The following is a 19,673-nucleotide window of genomic DNA, read 5'->3' on the forward strand; positions in this document are numbered from 1 at the left end:
TCTCCCAGTCCATTTGCAGGGGAGTCTAAGTTGAAGCTTCTGTTGCGTCAACGCACCGGCCGGCCAGTTCCGCTAGAGGTTTGTCGGCGCTTTTAAGCTATAATCCCGCCCTTTAGCTGTCTCTCGCCCGGTGCGAGGGCACATCATTTTTCAAGGCGCATCGCGCCTGAATGCAGACTAAAGAGGCTAGACCCCTGTGGCATTGACGATTCTTGGCCTGTCCGGCGCCCTTAGCCATGATCCTTCAGCAGCCTTGTACATCGACGGCAAGCTGGTCGCGGCGGCTGAGGAAGAGCGCTTCGTACGCGATAAACATGCAAAGAACCGCATGCCCTACGAATCGGCGAAGTTCTGCCTGGAGCAGGCAGGCATCAAGCCGTCCGACGTTGACGTGGTCGCGATTCCGTTCGCCCCGATCAGCATTTTCGGCAAGGCTCGCTGGCAGTACGCCAAGCGTTACTGGTACGCCCCGGACCGCGCACTTGACGCGATCCTGATGGGCAACCGTCGCTACAAGCGCTATCGCAACAAGATCGTCTGGTGCCTGGAACAACTGGGCTTCGATCCGAAGAAAATCAAGATCGAGCCGGTTGAACACCACCTGGCCCACGCTTCCAGCGCCTACCACTGCTCGGGTTTCAAAGAGAAGACCGCGATCCTCGGCATCGACGGCAAGGGCGAGTACGCCACGACCTTCTTCGGTTACGGCGAAAACGGCAAGATCCACAAGATCAAGGAATTCTTCGATCCCGACTCCCTCGGCGGCCTGTACGGCGCGATCACCGAGTTCCTCGGTTTCGACATGCTGGACGGTGAGTTCAAGGTCATGGGCATGGCGCCGTACGGCGACGCCAGCAAATACGATTTCTCGCGCCTGGCCTCGTTCGAAAACGGCGAGCTGGTGATCAACACCGACTACGCTAACGTCATCGGCCTGCGTCGCTATAAAGAGAAGGGCAAGGGTTACTACTTCTCGCCGAAGCTGATCGAGTGGCTGGGTCCGAAGCGCGAAGGCGACATCGCCGACGAGCCGTACATCCACTACGCCGCCAGCATTCAGGCGCTGTTCGAAAAAATCGCGCTGCAGATGATCGACTACTACCTGGGCGACGTGCTCAAGGAAACCGGCAAACTGGCCTACGCCGGTGGCTGTGCGTTGAACGTCAAGCTCAACCAGAAAATCATCGCCCGCGACGACGTCAAGGAACTGTTCGTACAGCCTGCCTCCGGCGATGCCGGCACGGCGGTCGGCGCAGCAGCTTACGTGTCCAACGCCCGTGGCGTGCCGGTCGAGAAGATGGAACATGTCTATCTCGGCCCGTCGTATAGCAACGAAGACGTGATCGCCGCGTGCGCCCGTCATGAGAACAAGCCGACCTGGCGCAAACTCGACAACATGCCGGAGCAGATCGCCAAAATCATGGTCGATGGCAACCCGGTGGCCTGGTTCCAGGGCCGTATGGAATTCGGTCCGCGTGCACTGGGTGGTCGTTCGATCATCGGTTGCCCGAGCGTGGCTGGCGTGGCTGACCGGATCAACCACCAGATCAAGTTCCGCGAGCGCTGGAGGCCTTTCTGCCCGTCGATGCTCGACACCGTTGCGCCACAGATGATCAAGATCGATCACCCGGCGCCGTTCATGACCTTCACCTTCGAAGTGGCGGAAGAGTGGAAGACCCGCGTGCCGGAAGTCGTCCACGAAGACGGTACTTCCCGGGCCCAGGTGCTCAAGCGCGAATACAACCCGCGCTACTACGACATGATGAAGGCGCTGGAAGTGCTGACCGGCAACGGCGTGTCCCTGAACACCTCGCTGAACCGCCGTGGTGAACCGATGATCTGCTCGCCGACCGACGCCCTGAACATGTTCTTCGGCTCGGATCTGCAGTACCTGATCATGGAAGACATCCTGGTGGTCAAAGAAGGCGCAAACGCTTATGACACGCTCGGCTGAAAGCCATGTGCTGCAGTTCTGTCACGGCTATGACGGGCCGTTCCTCGACTGCGCGCGGCAGTACGCCAGCCTGTTCGCGGGCACCGGTTATCGGGTCACCACGGTCTTTCTGACCGGGGCCGCCGATAGCGAGGTGGCCGCAGCCTGCGCCTCCGATGAAGTGTTGTTCATGGAATACAGCTCCAAGGCCATTCGTGGCCTGAAGCTGGGTGCCATCGGCGATCTGCGCAAGATCGCCGCTTCACGCAATTTCAGTTTCTGTATCGCCCATCGCTTCAAGCCGATCTACATCGCCTTGCTCGGCACTTCGCTGCCGGTGATTGGCGTGCACCACGCGTTTGGCGATTACCAACGTGGTTCGCGCAAACTCTTTGCGCAGATTTTCCGCAAGCGTCTGAGCCTGCTCGGCGTGTCCGATGCGGTGCGCGACGACATGCGTCGTTGCCTGCCGAAATGGCCGGCGGCGCGCATCCAGACCCTCTACAACCGCATCGATGTCTCGGCGTTGCAGATGAGTCAGGTGTCCGCCCGTGAAGCCCGCGAGACCCTCGGTCTGTCGGCGGATGCGTTCATTGTCGGCAATGTCGGTCGCCTGCACCCGGACAAGGATCAGGCCACGCTGCTGCACGGTTTTGCTGCGGCGCTGCCCGGTCTGCCGGCCAACAGCCAACTGGTGATTCTCGGCAAGGGTCGTCTTGAGGATGAACTCAAGGCGCTGGCCCGAGAACTGGGCGTCGGTGATCGCGTGCTGTTTCTCGGTCAGGTGCCGGACGCACGCAATTACTTCCGCGCATTCGATGTGTTTGCCTTGAGCTCCGACCACGAACCGTTCGGCATGGTGCTGCTGGAGGCCATGGCCGCCGGCGTTCCGTTGCTGGCCACGGCGTGCGGCGGGGCGAAGGAAGTGGTCGAGGGCGTGGGCATTTTGTTCCCGCTGGGCGATGCCGAACATCTGGCCCAGGGCCTGAAACATCTGGCCGGCATGGACGAACAGCAGCGTCGTCAATGCGCCGAGATGATGTTCGATCGCCTGCGCGAGCGCTTCTCCGACCGCGCCGTACGCGACACCTTCTGGCATTTGCCGCAAGTTACCGATCTGGCACCGAGGGGCTGATGCTCAACCGATTTCAAGGCTGGCGCGAACGTGGCTGGTCGCCCGTTGACGCCTCAACTTATGCACAGGCCTGGCAGCGATTTGGCGGCAGCGTCGCTACTCATCCGATGGTGGTCGAACGTCTGGCGGATCTGGCCGGCATCCCGGTGCGTTATCTCGCGTGGGAGCAACAGGGTGAGGTCAAAGCCGCGATCCCGACCTGGGGCCGCGACCTGGCCTTGTCCAAGGACGTGCTCAAGCGCAACGGCAAGAAAGGTCTGTTCGACCTTGGTAACGCCGAGTTGATCCTGCCGGCCGCCGTCGATGCTCAGGCGCCGCTGCGTCATCGAGGACGCTACCTGTCGGCGCTCAACGAAAACCGCTTCAGCGGCCTCAAGTTGCAGACCGAGCAACTGGCCATGGCCCGTACCCCCGAAGAACTGTCGAAGAAGTTTCGCTACAACCAGCGCCGTGAATTGCGCCTGCTGGAAGAGGCGGGCGGCGTCGTGCGGCCGGTCAGCGATTTTTCCAGTGCCGAACTGGCAGCCATTTATTGCGACCTGTTCCAGCGTCGCTGGGGTTTCCCGGCCACTGGCGCGGCACGTATGGCCGAAGTCATCGAACTGCTGCGCGAGTTGTTGATCGGCTCGGTGATTTTCCTCAACGATGCGCCGATTGCCATTCAACTGGTGTATCGCGTCGAAGCCCCGGAGTGGATCAGCGTCGAATACATCAACGGCGCCGTCGACCCTGAAACCCGCGAATTCAGCCCTGGCAGCGTTCTGAGTTTCCTCAATACGCAAAGTGCCTGGGAACATGCGCGGGCACTGGACAAGCCGTTGCGCTTTTCCTTCGGTCGCGCCGACCGTGAATACAAGGATCGCTGGTGCAATCCTGTGCCGGTCTTCACCGTATGAGTCAGCCCATGAGCCGCAAACAGCAATTGCTCAAGCGTCACCGGCGTAACAAACGAATCGGCCTGTTGATCGCACTGATCGTGTTGATCGCCCTCGGCGTACTGGTGGCCTGGTGGTTGCCGCTGGTGCTGGCGTTGATTGGCTGGGTCGCTCACGAAGCGTGGTTCGCCGATCATTTGTTCTATTCGCCGAAAGACGATTACCAATACAGCTTTCCACCGTTCACACCGCAGCCAAAAGTGCATTTGAACGGCGAGCAATTGCGCCTCGATGAGGGCGTGATGCTGGTGGACGACGCCACGCTGATCCTCGCCGTGAAGGTCAAAAGCAGCTTTCTGGGACGCGTCTTCGACCCTCGGGTCGAGTTGGCCGGTGGCACCCATCCCGATGTGCAGACGTTCGAACGTGGCGTCAACGGCCTGCGTTATCTGAACCTCAGCGGTCAGGCGCAGGCCCTGTCACAAGGCCAGTTGCGCCTGCGCGGGCGCTTTTGCCGGGTGTCCGGCGAGCCGGTGCTGTGGGCGCTGGAGCAACCGGACTACCGCCAGCAGCGGGTGATGGTCATTGCGCCGCACGCCGACGATGCCGAACTGGCCGCCTACGGTCTGTACAGCCAGGCCAAAGAAGCCTGGATCGTGACCCTGACCGCTGGCGAGATCGAAGCCGAACATTATCAACAGATGGGCCTGAACAAGGTCGAGGCGGCGCGGCTCAAGGGCCGCTTGCGTGCCTGGGACAGTCTTGCCGTGCCGCGCTGGGCCGGCGTGCCGCAGGAACACTGCGTGCAGCTCGGTTATTTCTGCCTGCAACTGGCGGCGATGCAGGCTGCGCCCAATCAACCGATTGGCTCGCGGGAAGCCGATCTGAGTGACACACGCCTGTTCCGTCAGTTGAATCCGTTTGCCCTGCCCGGCGATGCCGATGGCGCGCCGACCTGGAACAACCTGCTGGCCGACCTGCGTGACGTGCTGGCCCGCGCGCGCCCGGATGTAATCGTGTTGCCGCATCCGACGCTGGATCCGCATCCCGACCATATCTGCGCCCAAGAGGCAGTGCTGGAAGCCTTGCGCGGTCTCGATTACCAACCGACCCTGCTCGGTTACGCCAATCACTTGCACGACAATGACCGCTGGCCGATGGGCGACAGTGGGCAGGGCATTGCCTTGCCGCCGACGTTCGACGCAGGCGTGGCGATGCAGCCGCTGTGCCTGCCGCTGTCGATCGAATTGCAACGGGACAAGGCCATGGCGCTGGGCATGATGCATGACCTGCAACCACCGGCCCCGTTCAAGCGTCGCCTGCGCCGGTTGTTCCAGCGACTGCTGGCCGGTCGGATGCCGTCGGTCTATGGCGAGAACGAATTTTTCCGCAAAGCGGTCAGACGCCAGGAGTTGTTCTGGGTACTGAAGCAGAGCGAAGCAGGTGCGACGGGATCGCACCGGGGAGAGGTATGAGTCAACGCGCAAAGGTGCTGCAGCTGCAGCCCGATTACAACGTCAAATCCCACGATTTCGCTGACCTCGCCGAACAGATCGTCAAGGCGCTGCCGACCGATCGTTACGAAGTGACCGCCGCCTTCCTGCGCGGCAAACCGGGGCCGGGCGAAGCGGTCAGCCGGGCCGACCGTTCGGTGTATTTCGAGTTTTCCGACAAGTCCCTCAAGGGCATGCGCTTGCGGGCGATGTGGCAGCTGTACAAGTTCTGCCGCCGGGAAAAGTTCGACGTGGTGATCTGCAACCGTTTCAAACCGGTGAACATGATGCTGACGCTCAACCGCTGGTTGAAAGTGCCGTTGTGCATCGGCATTTCCCACGGATTCGGTGAGTACGACCGCTTCTACCGTCGTCGCCAGACTCAGCGCCTGATCGACCGGCATTGGCGCTTCGTCGGCGTGTCGCCGGCGGTCAAACAGTATCTGCTGGACTGCGATTGCGGTTTCACTGACCAGAACACGTATGCGATCACCAACGCCATCGATATCGAACAGGCCGAGGGTTTGCAGCACAGCCGCGAACGCGCGCGCGAATTGCTGGGCATCGGCCCGAATGTGCGTCTGATCGGTGCGTTGGGGCGGCTGGTGTCGGTCAAGGGCCACACTTATCTGTTGCAGGCTTTCGCCCAACTCAAAGACAAATACCCGAACACTCAACTGGCCATCATCGGTGCCGGACGCCTGCAGGCGCCGCTGGCCGCCGAGATCGAACAGCTTGGACTGGCAGGTCGGGCGCACCTGCTGGGCTTCAAGGAAAACGCCCTGCAATACGTGCGCGCGTTCGATATCTGGACCATGCCGTCGCTGGCCGAAGGCCTGGGCTTGGCCTTGCTGGAAGGCATGAGCGGGCATCTGCCGGTGATTGCCTCGAACGTGCCGGCCATGCTGCCGCTGATCGAAGGTGCCGGTGGCTTGTCGATCACGCCCAAGGACGTACCGAGCCTGGTTGCGGCGCTGGACACCTACCTCGCGCTGTCGGATGACGAGCTCAAGGCCAAGGGCGAGCAGGCTTACCGTTATTTGCAGGAACAGCACGATATCGAGGTCTTCCGCCAGCAATACCTGAACCTGATCGACTCCGGCCTTGAACAGGCCCGCAAGGAACAGCCATGAGCGATACAAGTGCCATGAGCGATGCCCAGCCCCTCGTCACTGTCATTATCGCGTCCTATAACCACGGGCCGTACATCGAGGAAAGCATCCTCAGTGTCATCAACCAGAGCTACCAGAACATCGAGCTGCTGGTGGTCGACGACGGTTCGAAGGATGACAGTGTCGAACGCATCAAGGCCTTGCAGGCAAAGCACAGCTTCGACTTTCGTGTGCAGCAGAATCAGGGCCTGACCAATACGCTCAACGGCGCGATCGCGCGGGCCAAAGGCAGCCTGATCGTGCCGTTCGGTTCCGACGACATCATGTACCCGGACCGGATCGCCACCCAGGTCGCCTACATGGACGGCAAGCCGGAAGTGGGCATTTGCGCCGGTAACATCGAGTTGATGGACGCCGACGGCAATCTCTACCCGGAAAAGCGTCAGCGCCGGGACGTGCCGTTCCGCCGCCTGGATTTCGATGACATGTTTCTGGAGCGCAAGCCGTATCCGCCGGCACCGACCCTGATGATCCGTCGAGAGGCGCTGGACAAGGTGGGTGGCTTCGATCCGACGATTCGTCTCGAGGACCTGTACATCGAGCTGAAAGTGACCCGCGCCGGGTACTTCATCGACGGTCTGAACGTGGTGATGGCGCGCTATCGCAAGCACGCCACCAACTCCTACAAGAACCACCGTTTCATGATCGAAAACATCCTGCGCACTTACGCGTTGTTCAGCGATCATCCGCTGTACGACGAAGTGCGCTACAAGTCGCTCAATTCGATGTTCCTGAAAACCGCCAACCGCGACCGTAAACTGGCGCGTGAACTGCTGGCGCAAATTCCATTCAAGGCGTGGAACAAGAAGACCTGGCGCGGGTTGGGGCGGTTGCTGTTTTCGCCGCTGGAAAAAGACTGAGGCGGTCGTCGCTCGTACTCAGCGAGCGACTTTTTCCGCCAGGCGCTTGTTGCCTTTCTGGCGTTGGCGAATCCACTGCACGACTTTTCTGCCGGCACTCATGCCAGGCTGTTCGATATAGAGGAATGTCGCGCTGCTGATAAGAATCAACAGACAAGTGCATGCCGCCAGCAATGGCAGATAGACCCCGCTCTCCCGGGCATCGAGGTGCAGCAGCAGTGGCAACCGCTGAACCATCAGCCACAGCACGAACCCGTGGAGCAGGTAGGTGCTGTAGCTGATTTCCCCCAGCCAGCGGATGCTGCGGGGTTTCAGGGCGCCGAACAGGTTGTTGCCCGAGGCCACGATCACGAAAAACAGCGACAACAGAAACAGCGGCGCGGTCTTGAAGGCCCGGTTGAAGGCAGTGAAGGCGATAACCAGAGCCACTAGCGCGATCACACTGGCCAGCGTCGTTCGGCTCCATGCCACCAGTTGCGGGCGACGAATCCAGTACGCTGCCGCGATCCCCCCGAGGAAACTGGCCAGGAAGTGTTTCTTGAGCGAGTGCTCCCAGCCAACCAGTTGATAAAGCGTGTAGATCCCGATCAGGCACAGCACCACTTGTCGCCAGTTGCCGCGATAGACAAACACCAGCGCCGCCAGAGGCAGTGCCAGATAGAAAAATACTTCGTAGGCCAGCGTCCAGGTGACGTTGGAGATCAGCATGCCGGTTTGCGGGTACTGGTTGACGTCGGGGCGATCGAACGACAGCCACAGCAGGCCCTGTTTGAGCAGTTGTGATACAGGGTCTTTTAGTTGCCAGTCCTGCATATGGAACACGGTGAGGAACACCGCCAGCATCAGCGGCAGATACAGTGGATACAGCCGGAATACCCGCGAAATGCCGAAGGCCAGCCAGTCATGCTGACGGCCCTGGGCCAACAGACGGCTCCAGAACAGAAAACCGGTAATCATGAAAAACAGCGCCACGCTGCCCTGGCCGAGCATCGAGTAGAAATTGCTTGGGGGGAACTCGATGACCCCGGTGCGCAAATAGATCCAGGTGATGACCGAGTGATGCACAAACACACCGAATGCCAGATAGCCACGCAGGCCGTCGATGCTGGCATAACGGCTTTCACCCGAATGCTGCAAATGGCGCGCGATTTTAGGTACGGCGCGCAACAATAACGCGGCGGTCACTATGGCCAGCAAATAGGCTGCCGGCGCAATGAGCGGACTGGTTTCAATCATCAATGAACCCGGGCCGGTGTACTACCGGCCAGCACTTGCCTGTGCAGATTGTCTACGGCGGATTTCGACGCCGTCACGGCGTATCCCTGGAGCAACGCCTCGAGGTGATCCTCGAACAACCAGCGTTTGTCGACAGTGTAGCGTTGCATGTGACGCAGATTGCGCTGACGCAACGACAGACTGAGGGGCGAAGGGTAGACCCGCAGGTCTGCCAGATCAATCAGTCCGAACTCGCCATCTTCCAGCACCAGAACGTTGCCCAGATGCAGCGAGCGGAAATACACGCCTTGCTCGTGCAGGCTCGCCATGAATTTGCCGAACCGTTCCACCAGCGCATGACGCACGGCCGGGGCCGTGATGCCTTGCAGGACCTGACGCAAGGTATGGCCCGGCAACGGCGAGTAATGCACGGCGCTGCTGCCATCGTCGAGGCGATAAAGGTTCAGCACCTGCGGTGTGGGAATGCCCATCCGGCGCAATTGTTCGCTGTTGACGGCAAACCGCTCGGAATAAGGATTGAAGCTGCCGGAGGTATACCAGCGGCGGCGGCGAAACAGCTTGAGAAAGCTGCCGTTGGCCAGACGCAGGACCTTGGGCCCCAGACCGTCTTCTTCAATGACCTGCGCGTCGGCACTCAGCCGTTGCAGACCGGATGTCGTCAGTTTCTGTACAGGCATCGTCAAAAGGCGTCGGGCACGCTGATTGATGCTCAGGGCCGCAATCAGCGCCAAAGGTATCCACAGCAGGAACCAGTGCTCCTTGGGCCGCGAAATAATGCCGCCTCCCTCGGTCAGGCCGGCACCGATACCGAACACCAGCAAGGTCGAGGCAATGATCAGCAGCGGTTGCACACGCTGGCGCCAGCTGCTCAAAAGCCCCCAGACCTGGAAAAACAGCCAAGGCAGCATGCCCAGGATGCCCACGTAATAAAGCACGCCCAGTGCAAAGCTGTGCGGTTCCTGGAAGTTGTAACCGACGCCCGGATCAATCGCCAGAGCGGCGTTGTAGCCATGGCCGATCCATGGGTGTTCGGCGATTTTCTGCAAGGCCTGTTGCCAGATTTCGAAACGATAGGAGTCACCCCGTTCGACGATCATTTTCGAGAACAGAGTGATCACCGACACACCGCTCAGCGCCAGTGCGCCCAACAGCACCAGCGAACGACGGTTCCAGCAGATGAAGGCCAGCCACAGTGCAGCCATGGTCAGCGCGACCAATGGGGTGCGGGAACCGGTTCCGATCACCGCCATGAACATGATCAGCATCGCCGGCAGGCTGAGCCAGTACATCCGGCCATCCTTGCAGGTCATGCTCAGGCTCAGCCAGTAGGCGCAGAAGAATCCGAACAGGTGCGAGCTCAGCAGCGGGTTGTCGAACGCCCCGCCACCGATCAGGCGCGCGCCCGGCTCGAAGTGGAGGATGAACGGAATCAGGAAACAGAGGGTGGTGACCAGTGCCACCAGCGCGGCAGCGAACAGCAGAGGTGAAAGAATGTCGCTGCGGTAGCGAACCAGAAGGAAACAGCCGGCGAACAGCATCAGGGTATGGAGAGGAGGCTTGAACATGCCACTTATCGGCTCGTCTTGCGGGCCCCAGCAAAGGCTGAGCAGGGCCCAGGCGGCAAACAGCAGCAACGCGACAAAAATCGGTTCGCGCAGCATTTCCTTGAGCTCTCGCGGGCGCAGGCACAGGGCAATCAGCGTCGGAATGCTGAAAAGTCCGTAAAACAGCTTGTGATGGAGACTGCGGCCCGGCAGAAAGAACAGCGCGCACAAGAGCAGGAAGTAGCCGACGGGAAGTATCCACAGGCTAATGAAATCGAAGACTCGATTGGACGTACTGCTGAAGCCGCGAAGTTGCATGCTGTGAAATTCAATCCTGAGGTTGATCGGCCAATACGATGATGGCTATTTGACGCTGAAAAAGGTGCCTAACAATAACAGCCTTTGCCCGATTGCCAGAACCCTGAAGAAGCTGTGCTAAAGTCAGCGTCCTTTTTATCGACTTTCGCGTGATATGACCGACTCCAGTCCCGCCGCAAGCCCTTCGAGCTTGAAAATCTACTTCCGCCTGCTCGGCTATGTCCGGCCGTACATCAGTCTGTTCCTGATCAGCATCGTCGGTTTTCTGATTTTTGCCTCGACCCAGCCGATGCTCGGCTACATCCTCAAGTATTTTGTCGATGGTCTGTCCAATCCCGAGGCGGTGCTGTTTCCCACCGTGCCTTACCTGCGCGACCTGCAGCTGCTGCAGGCCGTACCGCTGCTGATCATCCTGATCGCCGCGTGGCAAGGGTTGGGATCTTATCTGGGCAACTATTTCCTGGCCAAGGTTTCCCTGGGCCTGGTGCATGACTTGCGGGTACAGCTCTTCAATAACCTGCTCGTCCTGCCCAACCGTTACTTCGACAAGCATAACTCCGGACATCTGATTTCGCGTATCACCTTTAACGTCACCATGGTCACGGGGGCGGCAACAGATGCGATCAAGGTCGTAATCCGTGAAGGCATGACGGTTATCTTCCTGTTCGCCTCCCTGTTGTTCATGAACTGGAAGCTGACGCTGGTGATGGTTGCGATCCTGCCGCTCATCGCGGTGATGGTGCGCACGGCGAGCAAGAAATTCCGCAAACAGAGCAAGAAAATCCAGCTGGCCATGGGCGACGTGACGCACGTCGCCTCGGAAACCATCCAGGGTTATCGCGTGGTGCGCAGCTTCGGCGGCGAGGCGTACGAGGAAAAACGCTTCCTCGATGCCAGTCAGAGCAACACCGACAAACAACTGCGCATGACCCGTACTGGCGCGATCTACACGCCGATGCTGCAACTGGTGATCTACAGCGCCATGGCGGTGCTGATGTTCCTGGTGCTGTTCCTGCGCGGTGACGCCTCGGCCGGTGACATGGTCGCCTACATCACTCTTGCCGGTTTGCTGCCCAAGCCGATCCGTCAACTGTCCGAAGTCAGTTCGACCATCCAGAAGGGCGTGGCCGGTGCCGAAAGCATTTTCGAGCAACTGGATGTCGATCCGGAAGTCGATACCGGCACGGTCGAGCGCGATTCAGTCACCGGTCGGCTCGATGTACGCAACCTGAGCTTTACCTACCCGGGTACCGACCGTCAGGTGCTCGACGACATCAGCTTCTCGGTCGAGCCGGGGCAGATGGTCGCACTGGTGGGACGTTCGGGCAGCGGCAAGTCGACCCTGGCCAACCTGATTCCGCGCTTCTATCACCACGACAAGGGCGAGATCCTGATCGACGGTGTGGAAGTCGAGCAGTACAAATTGCTGAACCTGCGCCGGCACATTGCCCAGGTGACCCAGCACGTCACACTGTTCAGTGACACAGTGGCCAACAACATCGCCTACGGCGACCTGGCCGGGGCGCCACGCGAAGACATCGAGAAAGCCGCGCGTGATGCCTACGCCATGGACTTCATTTCTCAACTGCCCCAAGGCCTGGACACTCAGGTCGGCGAAAACGGCGTGCTGCTTTCCGGTGGTCAGCGCCAGCGTCTGGCGATTGCCCGTGCGCTGCTCAAGAACGCACCGTTGCTGATTCTCGACGAGGCCACTTCGGCCCTCGACACCGAATCCGAGCGGCACATTCAGGCCGCCCTGGATCAAGTGATGAAGGGTCGCACTACCTTGGTGATTGCCCACCGTCTCTCGACCATCGAGAAGGCCGACCTGATTCTGGTCATGGATCAGGGCCGGATCGTTGAACGGGGGACCCACGACAGTCTGCTGGCGCAGAACGGCTACTACGCTCGCCTGAATGCCATGGGCCTAGACGCCCCGGCCGAAGATATCGCCTGATCAAGAAGTAAACCCTGTGGGAGCGAGCCTGCTCGCGATAGCCGTGCAACAGTCAACATCAATGTTGAAGGTGCATGCGTCATCGCAAGCAAGCTCGCTCCCACATTCATTTGTATCCAGACTTTTACCCTTCTTGACCAAACCGGCATAAAACCCGGCATCGCACTTGTTAAGGTTCCTGAACGAACTCTGACTTCAATCGAAGAGGCCATCCTCTTCGCGCGGGTGCTGGCATGCTGCAACGTTATCTATGGAAACTGCTTCCCAAGCCGCAACGGGCTTTTCTGCTCGGGCGTCTGTCGGTGGTCGACCGGCAAGTGGTGAACAAGTCGATGTCGGCCAACCTGTGTTTTCCCAAGGCGTTCGAGCAGCGCTCTTGCCTTTTCATACATGTTCCAAAGTGTGCCGGCAGCAGCGTGTGTGCGGCCATGTTCGATGGCTGGCGTCCCGGCCATTTGCCGCTGTACTGGTATGAAGAGCAATTTCCTGCTCAGTTCGCCGAAGCGTACAAATTCGCTTTTGTGCGCGATCCGCTGGAGCGTGCCTATTCGGCTTACGCCTTTCTGCGGGGCAACGAGCTCAGCGGACGGGATCACGCCGCCCAGCAGTTGGTCAGGCATTACCGTGACTTTGACGATTTCGTCGCACGCTGGTTGCATCCCGACAATATCGCGCGACAACTGCATTTCGCTGCTCAAACCGACTTTCTCACCGATTCGCTGGGCCGTCTGGCGTTGGACTTCATCGGATATCAGGAGCACCTGGAGCGGGATTTTCGCCTGGTGTGCGAGCACCTGGGGCTGACGAGCCCGTTGCCGCGCGTCAACACCTCGCGGCAACGACGCCCCCAGCCGGCGCGGGAGTTTTGCACGCTGCGCACGCAACGTCTGGTGCGACGGGTCTATGAACGTGACTACGAGATGCTGGCCTATGAGTAAAGCGTTGTTGATTTCGTCGGTAGCGCCGACCATTGAATGGGTCGGTGCCTGTCATCGATTGAACGCTCTGCTGTTCAAAAAATGAGCAAAAAAGCCAGCTGTTTCATCCTGTTGCAGCCGCCGCACAAGCCTTCGCCAACCCTGTGTTAATATCGCGCCCCTGTTCATTTTGTATGTGGGTTGCTCCATGAAGTTGTCCATGCCGCGATTCGATCAAGCCCCTGTCTTGGTGGTCGGCGATGTCATGCTCGACCGTTACTGGCATGGTGGTACCTCACGGATTTCCCCTGAGGCGCCGGTTCCTGTCGTTAAAGTCGAGCAAATCGAAGACCGCCCGGGCGGTGCCGCCAACGTTGCCTTGAACATTGCCGCGCTGGGTGCGCCGGCGTCGCTGGTCGGTGTGACCGGTGACGACGAAGCCGCCGACAGCCTGAGCAACAGCCTCAAGGGCGCGGGCGTGCGCGCCTTGTTCCAGCGCATCGCGCATCAGCCGACCATCGTCAAGCTGCGGGTCATGAGCCGGCACCAGCAACTGCTGCGTATCGACTTTGAAGAACCGTTCGCCACTGACGCCCTGGCCCTTGCTTCCCAGGTCGACGACCTGCTGGAAGGCATCAAGGTGCTGGTGCTGTCGGACTACGGCAAAGGCGCCCTGAAAAACCATCAGGCGTTGATTCAGGCCGCACGGGCCAAAGGCATTCCGGTGCTGGCCGACCCGAAGGGCAAGGATTTTTCGATCTACCGTGGGGCGAGCCTGATCACCCCGAACCTCAGCGAGTTCGAAGCCATCGTCGGCGGTTGCGCCGATGAGCACGAACTGGTGACCAAGGGCGCGACGCTGATGCACGACCTCGAGCTCGGCGCGTTGCTGGTGACTCGCGGCGAACACGGCATGACCCTGCTGCGCCCGGATCATCCGGCGCTGCACCTGCCGGCCCGGGCCCGTGAAGTGTTCGACGTGACCGGTGCCGGCGATACAGTGATTTCCACCCTGGCGGCCGCGATTGCCGCAGGCGAAGAACTGCCGCACGCGGTGGCGCTGGCCAACCTGGCGGCAGGCATCGTTGTCGGCAAACTCGGTACGGCGGCGATCAGCGCCCCGGAACTGCGTCGCGCGATTCAGCGCGAGGAAGGTTCGGAACGCGGAGTATTGGGTCTGGAGCAGCTGATTCTGGCGGTTGCCGATGCCCGGGCGCACAACGAGCGGATCGTGTTCACCAACGGCTGCTTCGACATCCTGCATGCTGGCCACGTGACCTACCTCGAACAGGCGCGAGCGCAAGGCGATCGTCTGATCGTTGCGATCAACGACGATGCCTCGGTCAGCCGCCTGAAAGGGCCGGGTCGGCCGATCAACAGTGTCGACCGGCGCATGGCGGTTCTCGCCGGTCTCGGTGCGGTGGATTGGGTAATCAGTTTCGCCGAAGGCACTCCGGAAAACCTGCTGCGCGAGGTCAAGCCGGACGTGTTGGTAAAAGGCGGCGACTATGGCATCGACCAGGTTGTCGGCGCCGATATCGTCAAGGCCTACGGTGGCACCGTGAAGGTGCTGGGGCTGGTGGAAAACAGCTCGACTACGGCGATTGTGGAAAAGATCCGCAAGTCCGAGTGATGCAAACATAAAGACCGCGCCTGCGATGACTCTTCGGAGTCACTCGCAGGCGCGGTCTTTTGCCGTTCAGGAATTCACTTTCTTGCGCGGCACGATCTTCTTCAGCAGTTGCTTCGCCTTGCCGCGCAACCGTGCCAGCCCCGTATCCTTGGGCGGCGGCGTCAAACCCTGCTGGCGCAGCCAGTCCTTCCAGCGAATCCGCTCATCGCGCACCAGCCAGCCGTCCTGTCTGGCGAAACTTTCCGCCAGGTACAGACCGCGAGTGCCTGCCGGGTACAACTGACCTTTCTTCAGCGTATACAGCTCGGGCAGCGGTTCGCCGTCCTGCAACGGCATCAAATACAGGTCGGGGCGTTTGCGGTCGAGCCGGGCGACCAGTTGATCGCCTTCCAGTCGTTCATCGACATGGAACAGGCTGAGGTTCTTGGCTTCCTTGGGTACGTCCAGCCGCAAGTCGTAGATCAATTGCAGGGACGCGGTCGGCAAGTGCACGTAAGCCCGTGGCCGTTCGAGCAATTGCAGATTGGCGCAGCGCACGGGCCGCGCCGAACCGGACAGCGGCGTCAGGCGAAAGGGCAGGGCCTCGCGATAATGCAATGCCGCCGCGTAGGGCGCCGGTAGCCAGGTGTCATTGAAGCGCCCGCCGAGCCAACCTTCCGGGGTTTCCAGCAGGCATTCCTCGGCGATTTCCTGAATCGCTGTGTGCAGCGGGATATTCAGTTCGTGCGCCGGCACGTAGCCGGAAATCAGCTTGAGCACCACATCGCCGCGATCCTGCCGACGCTGACGCACCAGCACCCAATAATCACGATTCTGCCAGTGCAAGGTCAGACGTACCGAGACGCCGAGGTTGGCCAGCTCCAGCGCAAAGCGCTCGGCGTCGGCCACGCTGACCGGTTTGCGCCGCTGCAAAGTCTGGGTGAAATTCAGCGGCATGCCGACGCTCTGATACGTCAGACCTTCGGGCGTCGCTTCGACGAACAGTGGCAGAGTCTTGAAGTTGCTCGGGTTCTTTCTGATGAGCGTACGCGGCATGTCGGCTCCTGCTTAAGGCCGCGAGGCGGCGTCAGTGACCACGAAGGACCTGGGCAACGGTCGCAACGTTATGGGCGAGGTGCAGCGGATTGATTGTCCCGACGATGGCACTGGCCACGCCGGGCTGGGCGAACAGCAACTCGAAGCTGGCGCGCACCGGATCCACGCCGGGACTCAGGCACACGTGACCGCTGGCCAGGGCCTTCTTCACCAGAATGGCTTTGCCGTGGGCAGCAGCATAGTCAATGACCGCCTTCTCGTTTTGTTCGTTCAGATTGTAGGTGACCATCGCGCAGTCGCCTTGCTCAAGCGCTTGGAGGCCACCGTCGACGGTTTTGCCGGAAAAGCCGAAGCCGCGAATCTTGCCCTCGGCCTTCAGCGCCGCGAGGGTTGCGTAGACTTCGCTGTCGTTGAGAATCGCCAGATCGTTGCCGTCGGAGTGCACCAGCACCAGGTCGATAAAATCGGTTTCAAGACGTTGCAGGCTGCGCTCCACCGACATCCGGGTGTGGGCGGCGCTGAAGTCGTGGGTCGATTGGCCATCGACAAATTCTTCGCCGACCTTGCTGACGATCACCCAGTCCTGACGCTCGCCGCGCAGCAGCGGGCCGAGACGTTCTTCGCTGCGGCCATAGGCCGGGGCGGTGTCGATCAGGTTGATGCCCAGCTCCCGCGCCTGCTTGAGGAGCATGCGCGCGGTATCGTCGTCGGGAATCTGGAAGCCGTTGGGGTATTTCACGCCCTGGTCGCGGCCGAGTTTGACGGTGCCCAGGCCCAGCGGTGAAACCAGCAGGCCGGTGCTGCCCAGCGGGCGATGCAGATCGTGCAGGGTCGGCAGGCTCATGGCAGCAGTTGCTCCCAGGCGGGAACGCCCATCGGTGGTTTTGGTAGCTCGGGCAGCGGAGCAGCGTGGCTTGGCTGGATGCCATCGCGTTCGAGGGATGCGATCACGCGGTCAGCGAAGTCCGGAGCCAGGGCCAGTTTGGTTGGCCAGCCGACCAGCAGGCGACCTTCTTCTGCGAGGAAGGCGTTGTCCGGGCGGGTCAGGCCGGTTTGCAGCGGTTCGGCGCGATCGACGCGCAGGGTGGCCCATTGCGTGGTGCTGAGATCGATCCACGGCAACAACTGTGCGATTTCCTTTTGCGCAGTGGCGATCTGCTCGGCCGGCTCACGGGCCACGCCTTCGGATTCGGCAATGTCGCCGCCCAGATACCAGACCCACTGGCCGTCAGCGGCTGGGTGAGTGGTTACGGTGATGCGCGGCTTGGTGCCGCCACCCAGGCAGTGCGCGTACAACGGTTTCAGGCCCGGGCCCTTGGCGATGATCATGTGCAGCGGCCGGCGTTGCATGGCCGGATGAGTCAGGCCCAAAGCAGTCAGCAGGTCGGCAGTACCGGCACCGGCACTGAGCACGATGCGCTGGGCACGAATCTCGCGGCCATCGACTTTCAGGCCCACCAGCACACCGCTTTCCAGCAACGGCTCGATGTTCTGGCCGGCGAGCAGGCCGTCGCCCGACAGGTCGGCCAGACGCTGGATCAGGCTCGGCACGTCGATCACCAGTTCGGCGAGGCGGTAGACCTTGCCTTTGAAACGTTTGTCTTGCAGGGCCGGTGGCAGTTGATCGCCCTTGACCTGATCGACCCGGCCACGCACCGCTTTACTGGCGAAGAAACTGGTGAGGTTGCCGGCCAGGGTGCCCGGCGACCACAGGTAATGGGCTTCGGACAGCAGGCGTACGCCGCTCAGGTCCAGTTCGCCGTTGCCGGCCAGGGCTTCACGCCAGCGGCGCGGCATGTCGGCGATGGCTTCCGAGGCACCAGTCAGCGCACCGTGCAGCGCGTACTTGGCGCCGCCGTGGATGATGCCCTGGGACTTCACACTCTGCCCGCCGCCGAGGCTGGCGCTTTCCACCAACACGGTCGAGAAACCCTGGCGACGCAGGCGCGCGTTCAGCCAGAGACCGGCGACGCCAGCGCCGACAATCAGCACGTCGGTGGAAATGGGAGATGGCATGCAACGACCTCAGTGTTCAAGACGAGGGCGCAGTATACAGACTCGGGGAAAAGGGGATTTGTCGATGATCAACAAGGCTGACGCAAATCCAAATGTGGGAGCGAGCCTGCTCGCGAAGAGGGCGTGTCAGTTGCCGATGACATGTCTGACAACACTTTCGCGAGCAGGCTCGCTCCCACCGGGATCTGTGTAATTCAGGTCAATGGCCTGCGGTTTTCGAGAACAGCTGAATCACCACAACACCGAGCACGATCAGCGCCATCCCGAGCATCGCCGGGATATCCAGCTTCTGCCCGTAAATGAACAGCGCTGCGACACTGACCATCACGATGCCCATGCCTGCCCACACCGCGTAGGCTACGCCCACCGGCACGCTGCGCACCACCAGGGTCAGCATCCAGAACGCGATGCCATAACCGACGATGACCAGCAGCAGCGGCAACGGCGTGCTGAAGCCTTTGACGGCTTTCATCGAGACGGTTGCGATCACTTCGGCGCAGATGGCAATGGCCAAGTAGGCGTAGGCGGTCATGGTTCAATCCTCATGTGAAACGTGGCTTTCTGGGTCGGCATTCTAGTGACTCCCCAGATGGGGTAAAGTCATTACCTATCTGTTTAAAAGATGGGTTGGCCCGATGAGCATGCAGTGGAATCTGGAGCAATTGCGGGTGTTTGTCGGCGTCGCCGAACAGCGCTCGTTTTCTGCCGTGGCGCGTCAGCAGCGCAAGGCGCAGTCGGCGATCAGCAGCGCGATCGCCATGTTCGAGGATGATCTCGGTGTCATCCTGTTCGAGCGTAGCAGTGGTCGTCAGCCGATTCTCACCGAGGCGGGGGAGGCGTTGCTGGAGGAGGCGCGGGAAGTGTTGCGCCAGTGCGAGCGCCTGAACGGACGGGCCGTGGCCATGATGCGCGGGCAGGAGGCGCAATTGCGGGTCGCCCAGGATGAGGCGATGCCCTATCAGGCGCTGGTGGAAAGTTTCGGCGCACTGGCCGAGCAGTTTCCGAGTCTGGAGGTGCAACTGACCAGCGCTGCCCAAGGCGAGGTTTCGCGCAAACTGGTGGAGCGCCGGGCCGATCTCGGGCTGCTGTTCTATCACGATGAAATCCCCGAAGCGCTGGAACGCCGGGTGCTGGGCAGCGTGGAAATGGTCACGGTCTGCGGCGTCAATCATCCGCTGGCGGCGCAGTCCCGGGTCAACTGCCAGCAGCTTGCGCAACATCGGCAACTGCTGATGTCGACCCAGACCAGCGTCTACCCCGGCAGTGAACCGGCCAGCCCTCAGGTGTGGCGCGCCGACAGTTTCTACGTGATGGCTGAATGGCTGGTGCGCGACCTCGGCTGGGCCTGGCTGCCGCGCCACGTGGTGCAGTACTCGGCGTATCAGGGCCTGATGGTGGAACTCGACAGCGAATGGACACCGCCGGCGCTGGTGGTGGAGCTGGTCTGGCGCCGCGACGAACCGCTGGGGCCGGCAGCGCGTTGGCTGGCGGAGCGATTTGCCATACACCTGCGGGCGATCGGCGGCAAAAGCCGATAAACTCCGCCGCC

Annotated in this window: 16 protein-coding genes; 10 read left to right on the forward strand and 6 right to left on the reverse strand. The window is 60.9% G+C overall.

The features are described 5' to 3' along the window. Nucleotides 1-196: 196 nt before the first annotated feature. From N8H71_RS08935 to N8H71_RS08960, 6 genes are read left to right on the forward strand one after another with little or no spacing between them, the layout of a single operon-like run. Nucleotides 197-1,954, forward strand: coding sequence for a carbamoyltransferase family protein (locus N8H71_RS08935; RefSeq protein ID WP_007952261.1), 1,758 nt, complete (start codon nt 197-199; stop codon nt 1,952-1,954). After that, nucleotides 1,938-3,068 (forward strand): glycosyltransferase, encoded by a 1,131-nt coding sequence (locus tag N8H71_RS08940; RefSeq protein WP_262193692.1) that lies wholly within the window; start codon nt 1,938-1,940, stop codon nt 3,066-3,068. The genes N8H71_RS08935 and N8H71_RS08940 overlap by 17 nt, the downstream gene beginning before the upstream one ends. Beyond that, nucleotides 3,068-3,964, forward strand: coding sequence for an antimicrobial resistance protein Mig-14 (locus tag N8H71_RS08945; protein WP_262193693.1), 897 nt, complete (start codon nt 3,068-3,070; stop codon nt 3,962-3,964). The genes N8H71_RS08940 and N8H71_RS08945 overlap by 1 nt, the downstream gene beginning before the upstream one ends. 8 nt (nt 3,965-3,972) lie before the next feature. Next, nucleotides 3,973-5,418, forward strand: coding sequence for a PIG-L deacetylase family protein (locus N8H71_RS08950; RefSeq protein ID WP_262193694.1), 1,446 nt, complete (start codon nt 3,973-3,975; stop codon nt 5,416-5,418). After that, entirely contained in the window at nt 5,415-6,569 is a 1,155-nt protein-coding gene (locus N8H71_RS08955; protein WP_262193695.1) for a glycosyltransferase family 4 protein, read from the forward strand. Before N8H71_RS08950 ends, N8H71_RS08955 begins: the two co-directional genes overlap by 4 nt. Nucleotides 6,570-6,583: 14 nt before the next feature. Then, on the forward strand, nt 6,584-7,468 hold the full coding sequence (locus N8H71_RS08960; protein ID WP_262193868.1) for a glycosyltransferase: 885 nt from the start codon (nt 6,584-6,586) through the stop codon (nt 7,466-7,468). 18 nt (nt 7,469-7,486) lie between these two features. Here N8H71_RS08960 and N8H71_RS08965 read toward each other — a convergent pair whose 3' ends face one another. After that, complete coding sequence (locus N8H71_RS08965; RefSeq protein WP_262193696.1) at nt 7,487-8,704, reverse strand: acyltransferase family protein; 1,218 nt, start codon at nt 8,702-8,704, stop codon at nt 7,487-7,489. After that, a complete protein-coding gene (locus N8H71_RS08970) occupies nt 8,704-10,566 on the reverse strand; it encodes a bifunctional O-antigen ligase/aminoglycoside phosphotransferase family protein (RefSeq protein ID WP_262193697.1) in 1,863 nt (620 codons plus the stop codon). Before N8H71_RS08970 ends, N8H71_RS08965 begins: the two co-directional genes overlap by 1 nt. Before the next feature lie 154 nt (nt 10,567-10,720). Here N8H71_RS08970 and msbA point away from each other — a divergent pair, with 154 nt between their 5' ends. The 3 genes from msbA to hldE all read left to right on the forward strand — a co-directional run bounded on the left by msbA (nt 10,721) and on the right by hldE (nt 15,073). Beyond that, nucleotides 10,721-12,523: a lipid A export permease/ATP-binding protein MsbA gene (msbA, locus tag N8H71_RS08975; RefSeq protein ID WP_085685287.1), complete on the forward strand. Its 1,803-nt coding sequence runs from the start codon at nt 10,721-10,723 to the stop codon at nt 12,521-12,523. A gap of 233 nt (nt 12,524-12,756) precedes the next feature. Then, a complete protein-coding gene (locus N8H71_RS08980) occupies nt 12,757-13,461 on the forward strand; it encodes a sulfotransferase family protein (protein ID WP_262193698.1) in 705 nt (234 codons plus the stop codon). A 187-nt stretch (nt 13,462-13,648) separates the two neighbouring features. Further along, nucleotides 13,649-15,073 carry a bifunctional D-glycero-beta-D-manno-heptose-7-phosphate kinase/D-glycero-beta-D-manno-heptose 1-phosphate adenylyltransferase HldE gene (gene hldE / locus N8H71_RS08985; protein WP_262193699.1) on the forward strand — a complete coding sequence of 475 codons (1,425 nt, stop codon included), beginning with the start codon at nt 13,649-13,651 and terminating at the stop codon, nt 15,071-15,073. Nucleotides 15,074-15,139: 66 nt separating this feature from the next. Here hldE and N8H71_RS08990 read toward each other — a convergent pair whose 3' ends face one another. The 4 genes from N8H71_RS08990 to N8H71_RS09005 form a co-directional block, all read right to left on the reverse strand. Then, nucleotides 15,140-16,108 (reverse strand): metal ABC transporter ATPase, encoded by a 969-nt coding sequence (locus N8H71_RS08990; RefSeq protein WP_085685278.1) that lies wholly within the window; start codon nt 16,106-16,108, stop codon nt 15,140-15,142. A 31-nt stretch (nt 16,109-16,139) separates the two neighbouring features. Further along, complete coding sequence (locus tag N8H71_RS08995; RefSeq protein WP_262193701.1) at nt 16,140-16,952, reverse strand: aldo/keto reductase; 813 nt, start codon at nt 16,950-16,952, stop codon at nt 16,140-16,142. Then, nucleotides 16,949-18,124 (reverse strand): NAD(P)/FAD-dependent oxidoreductase, encoded by a 1,176-nt coding sequence (locus tag N8H71_RS09000; RefSeq protein WP_262193702.1) that lies wholly within the window; start codon nt 18,122-18,124, stop codon nt 16,949-16,951. The genes N8H71_RS08995 and N8H71_RS09000 overlap by 4 nt, the downstream gene beginning before the upstream one ends. A 199-nt stretch (nt 18,125-18,323) precedes the next feature. Next, on the reverse strand, nt 18,324-18,656 hold the full coding sequence (locus N8H71_RS09005) for a DMT family transporter (protein WP_085585270.1): 333 nt from the start codon (nt 18,654-18,656) through the stop codon (nt 18,324-18,326). A 103-nt stretch (nt 18,657-18,759) separates the two neighbouring features. Between N8H71_RS09005 and N8H71_RS09010 the strand changes: the two genes are divergently transcribed. Then, entirely contained in the window at nt 18,760-19,662 is a 903-nt protein-coding gene (locus tag N8H71_RS09010; RefSeq protein ID WP_262193704.1) for a LysR family transcriptional regulator, read from the forward strand. Nucleotides 19,663-19,673: the final 11 nt, after the last annotated feature.

Origin of the sequence: Pseudomonas koreensis (assembly GCF_025447595.1) — a bacterium.
Classification (GTDB): domain Bacteria; phylum Pseudomonadota; class Gammaproteobacteria; order Pseudomonadales; family Pseudomonadaceae; genus Aquipseudomonas; species Aquipseudomonas koreensis_H.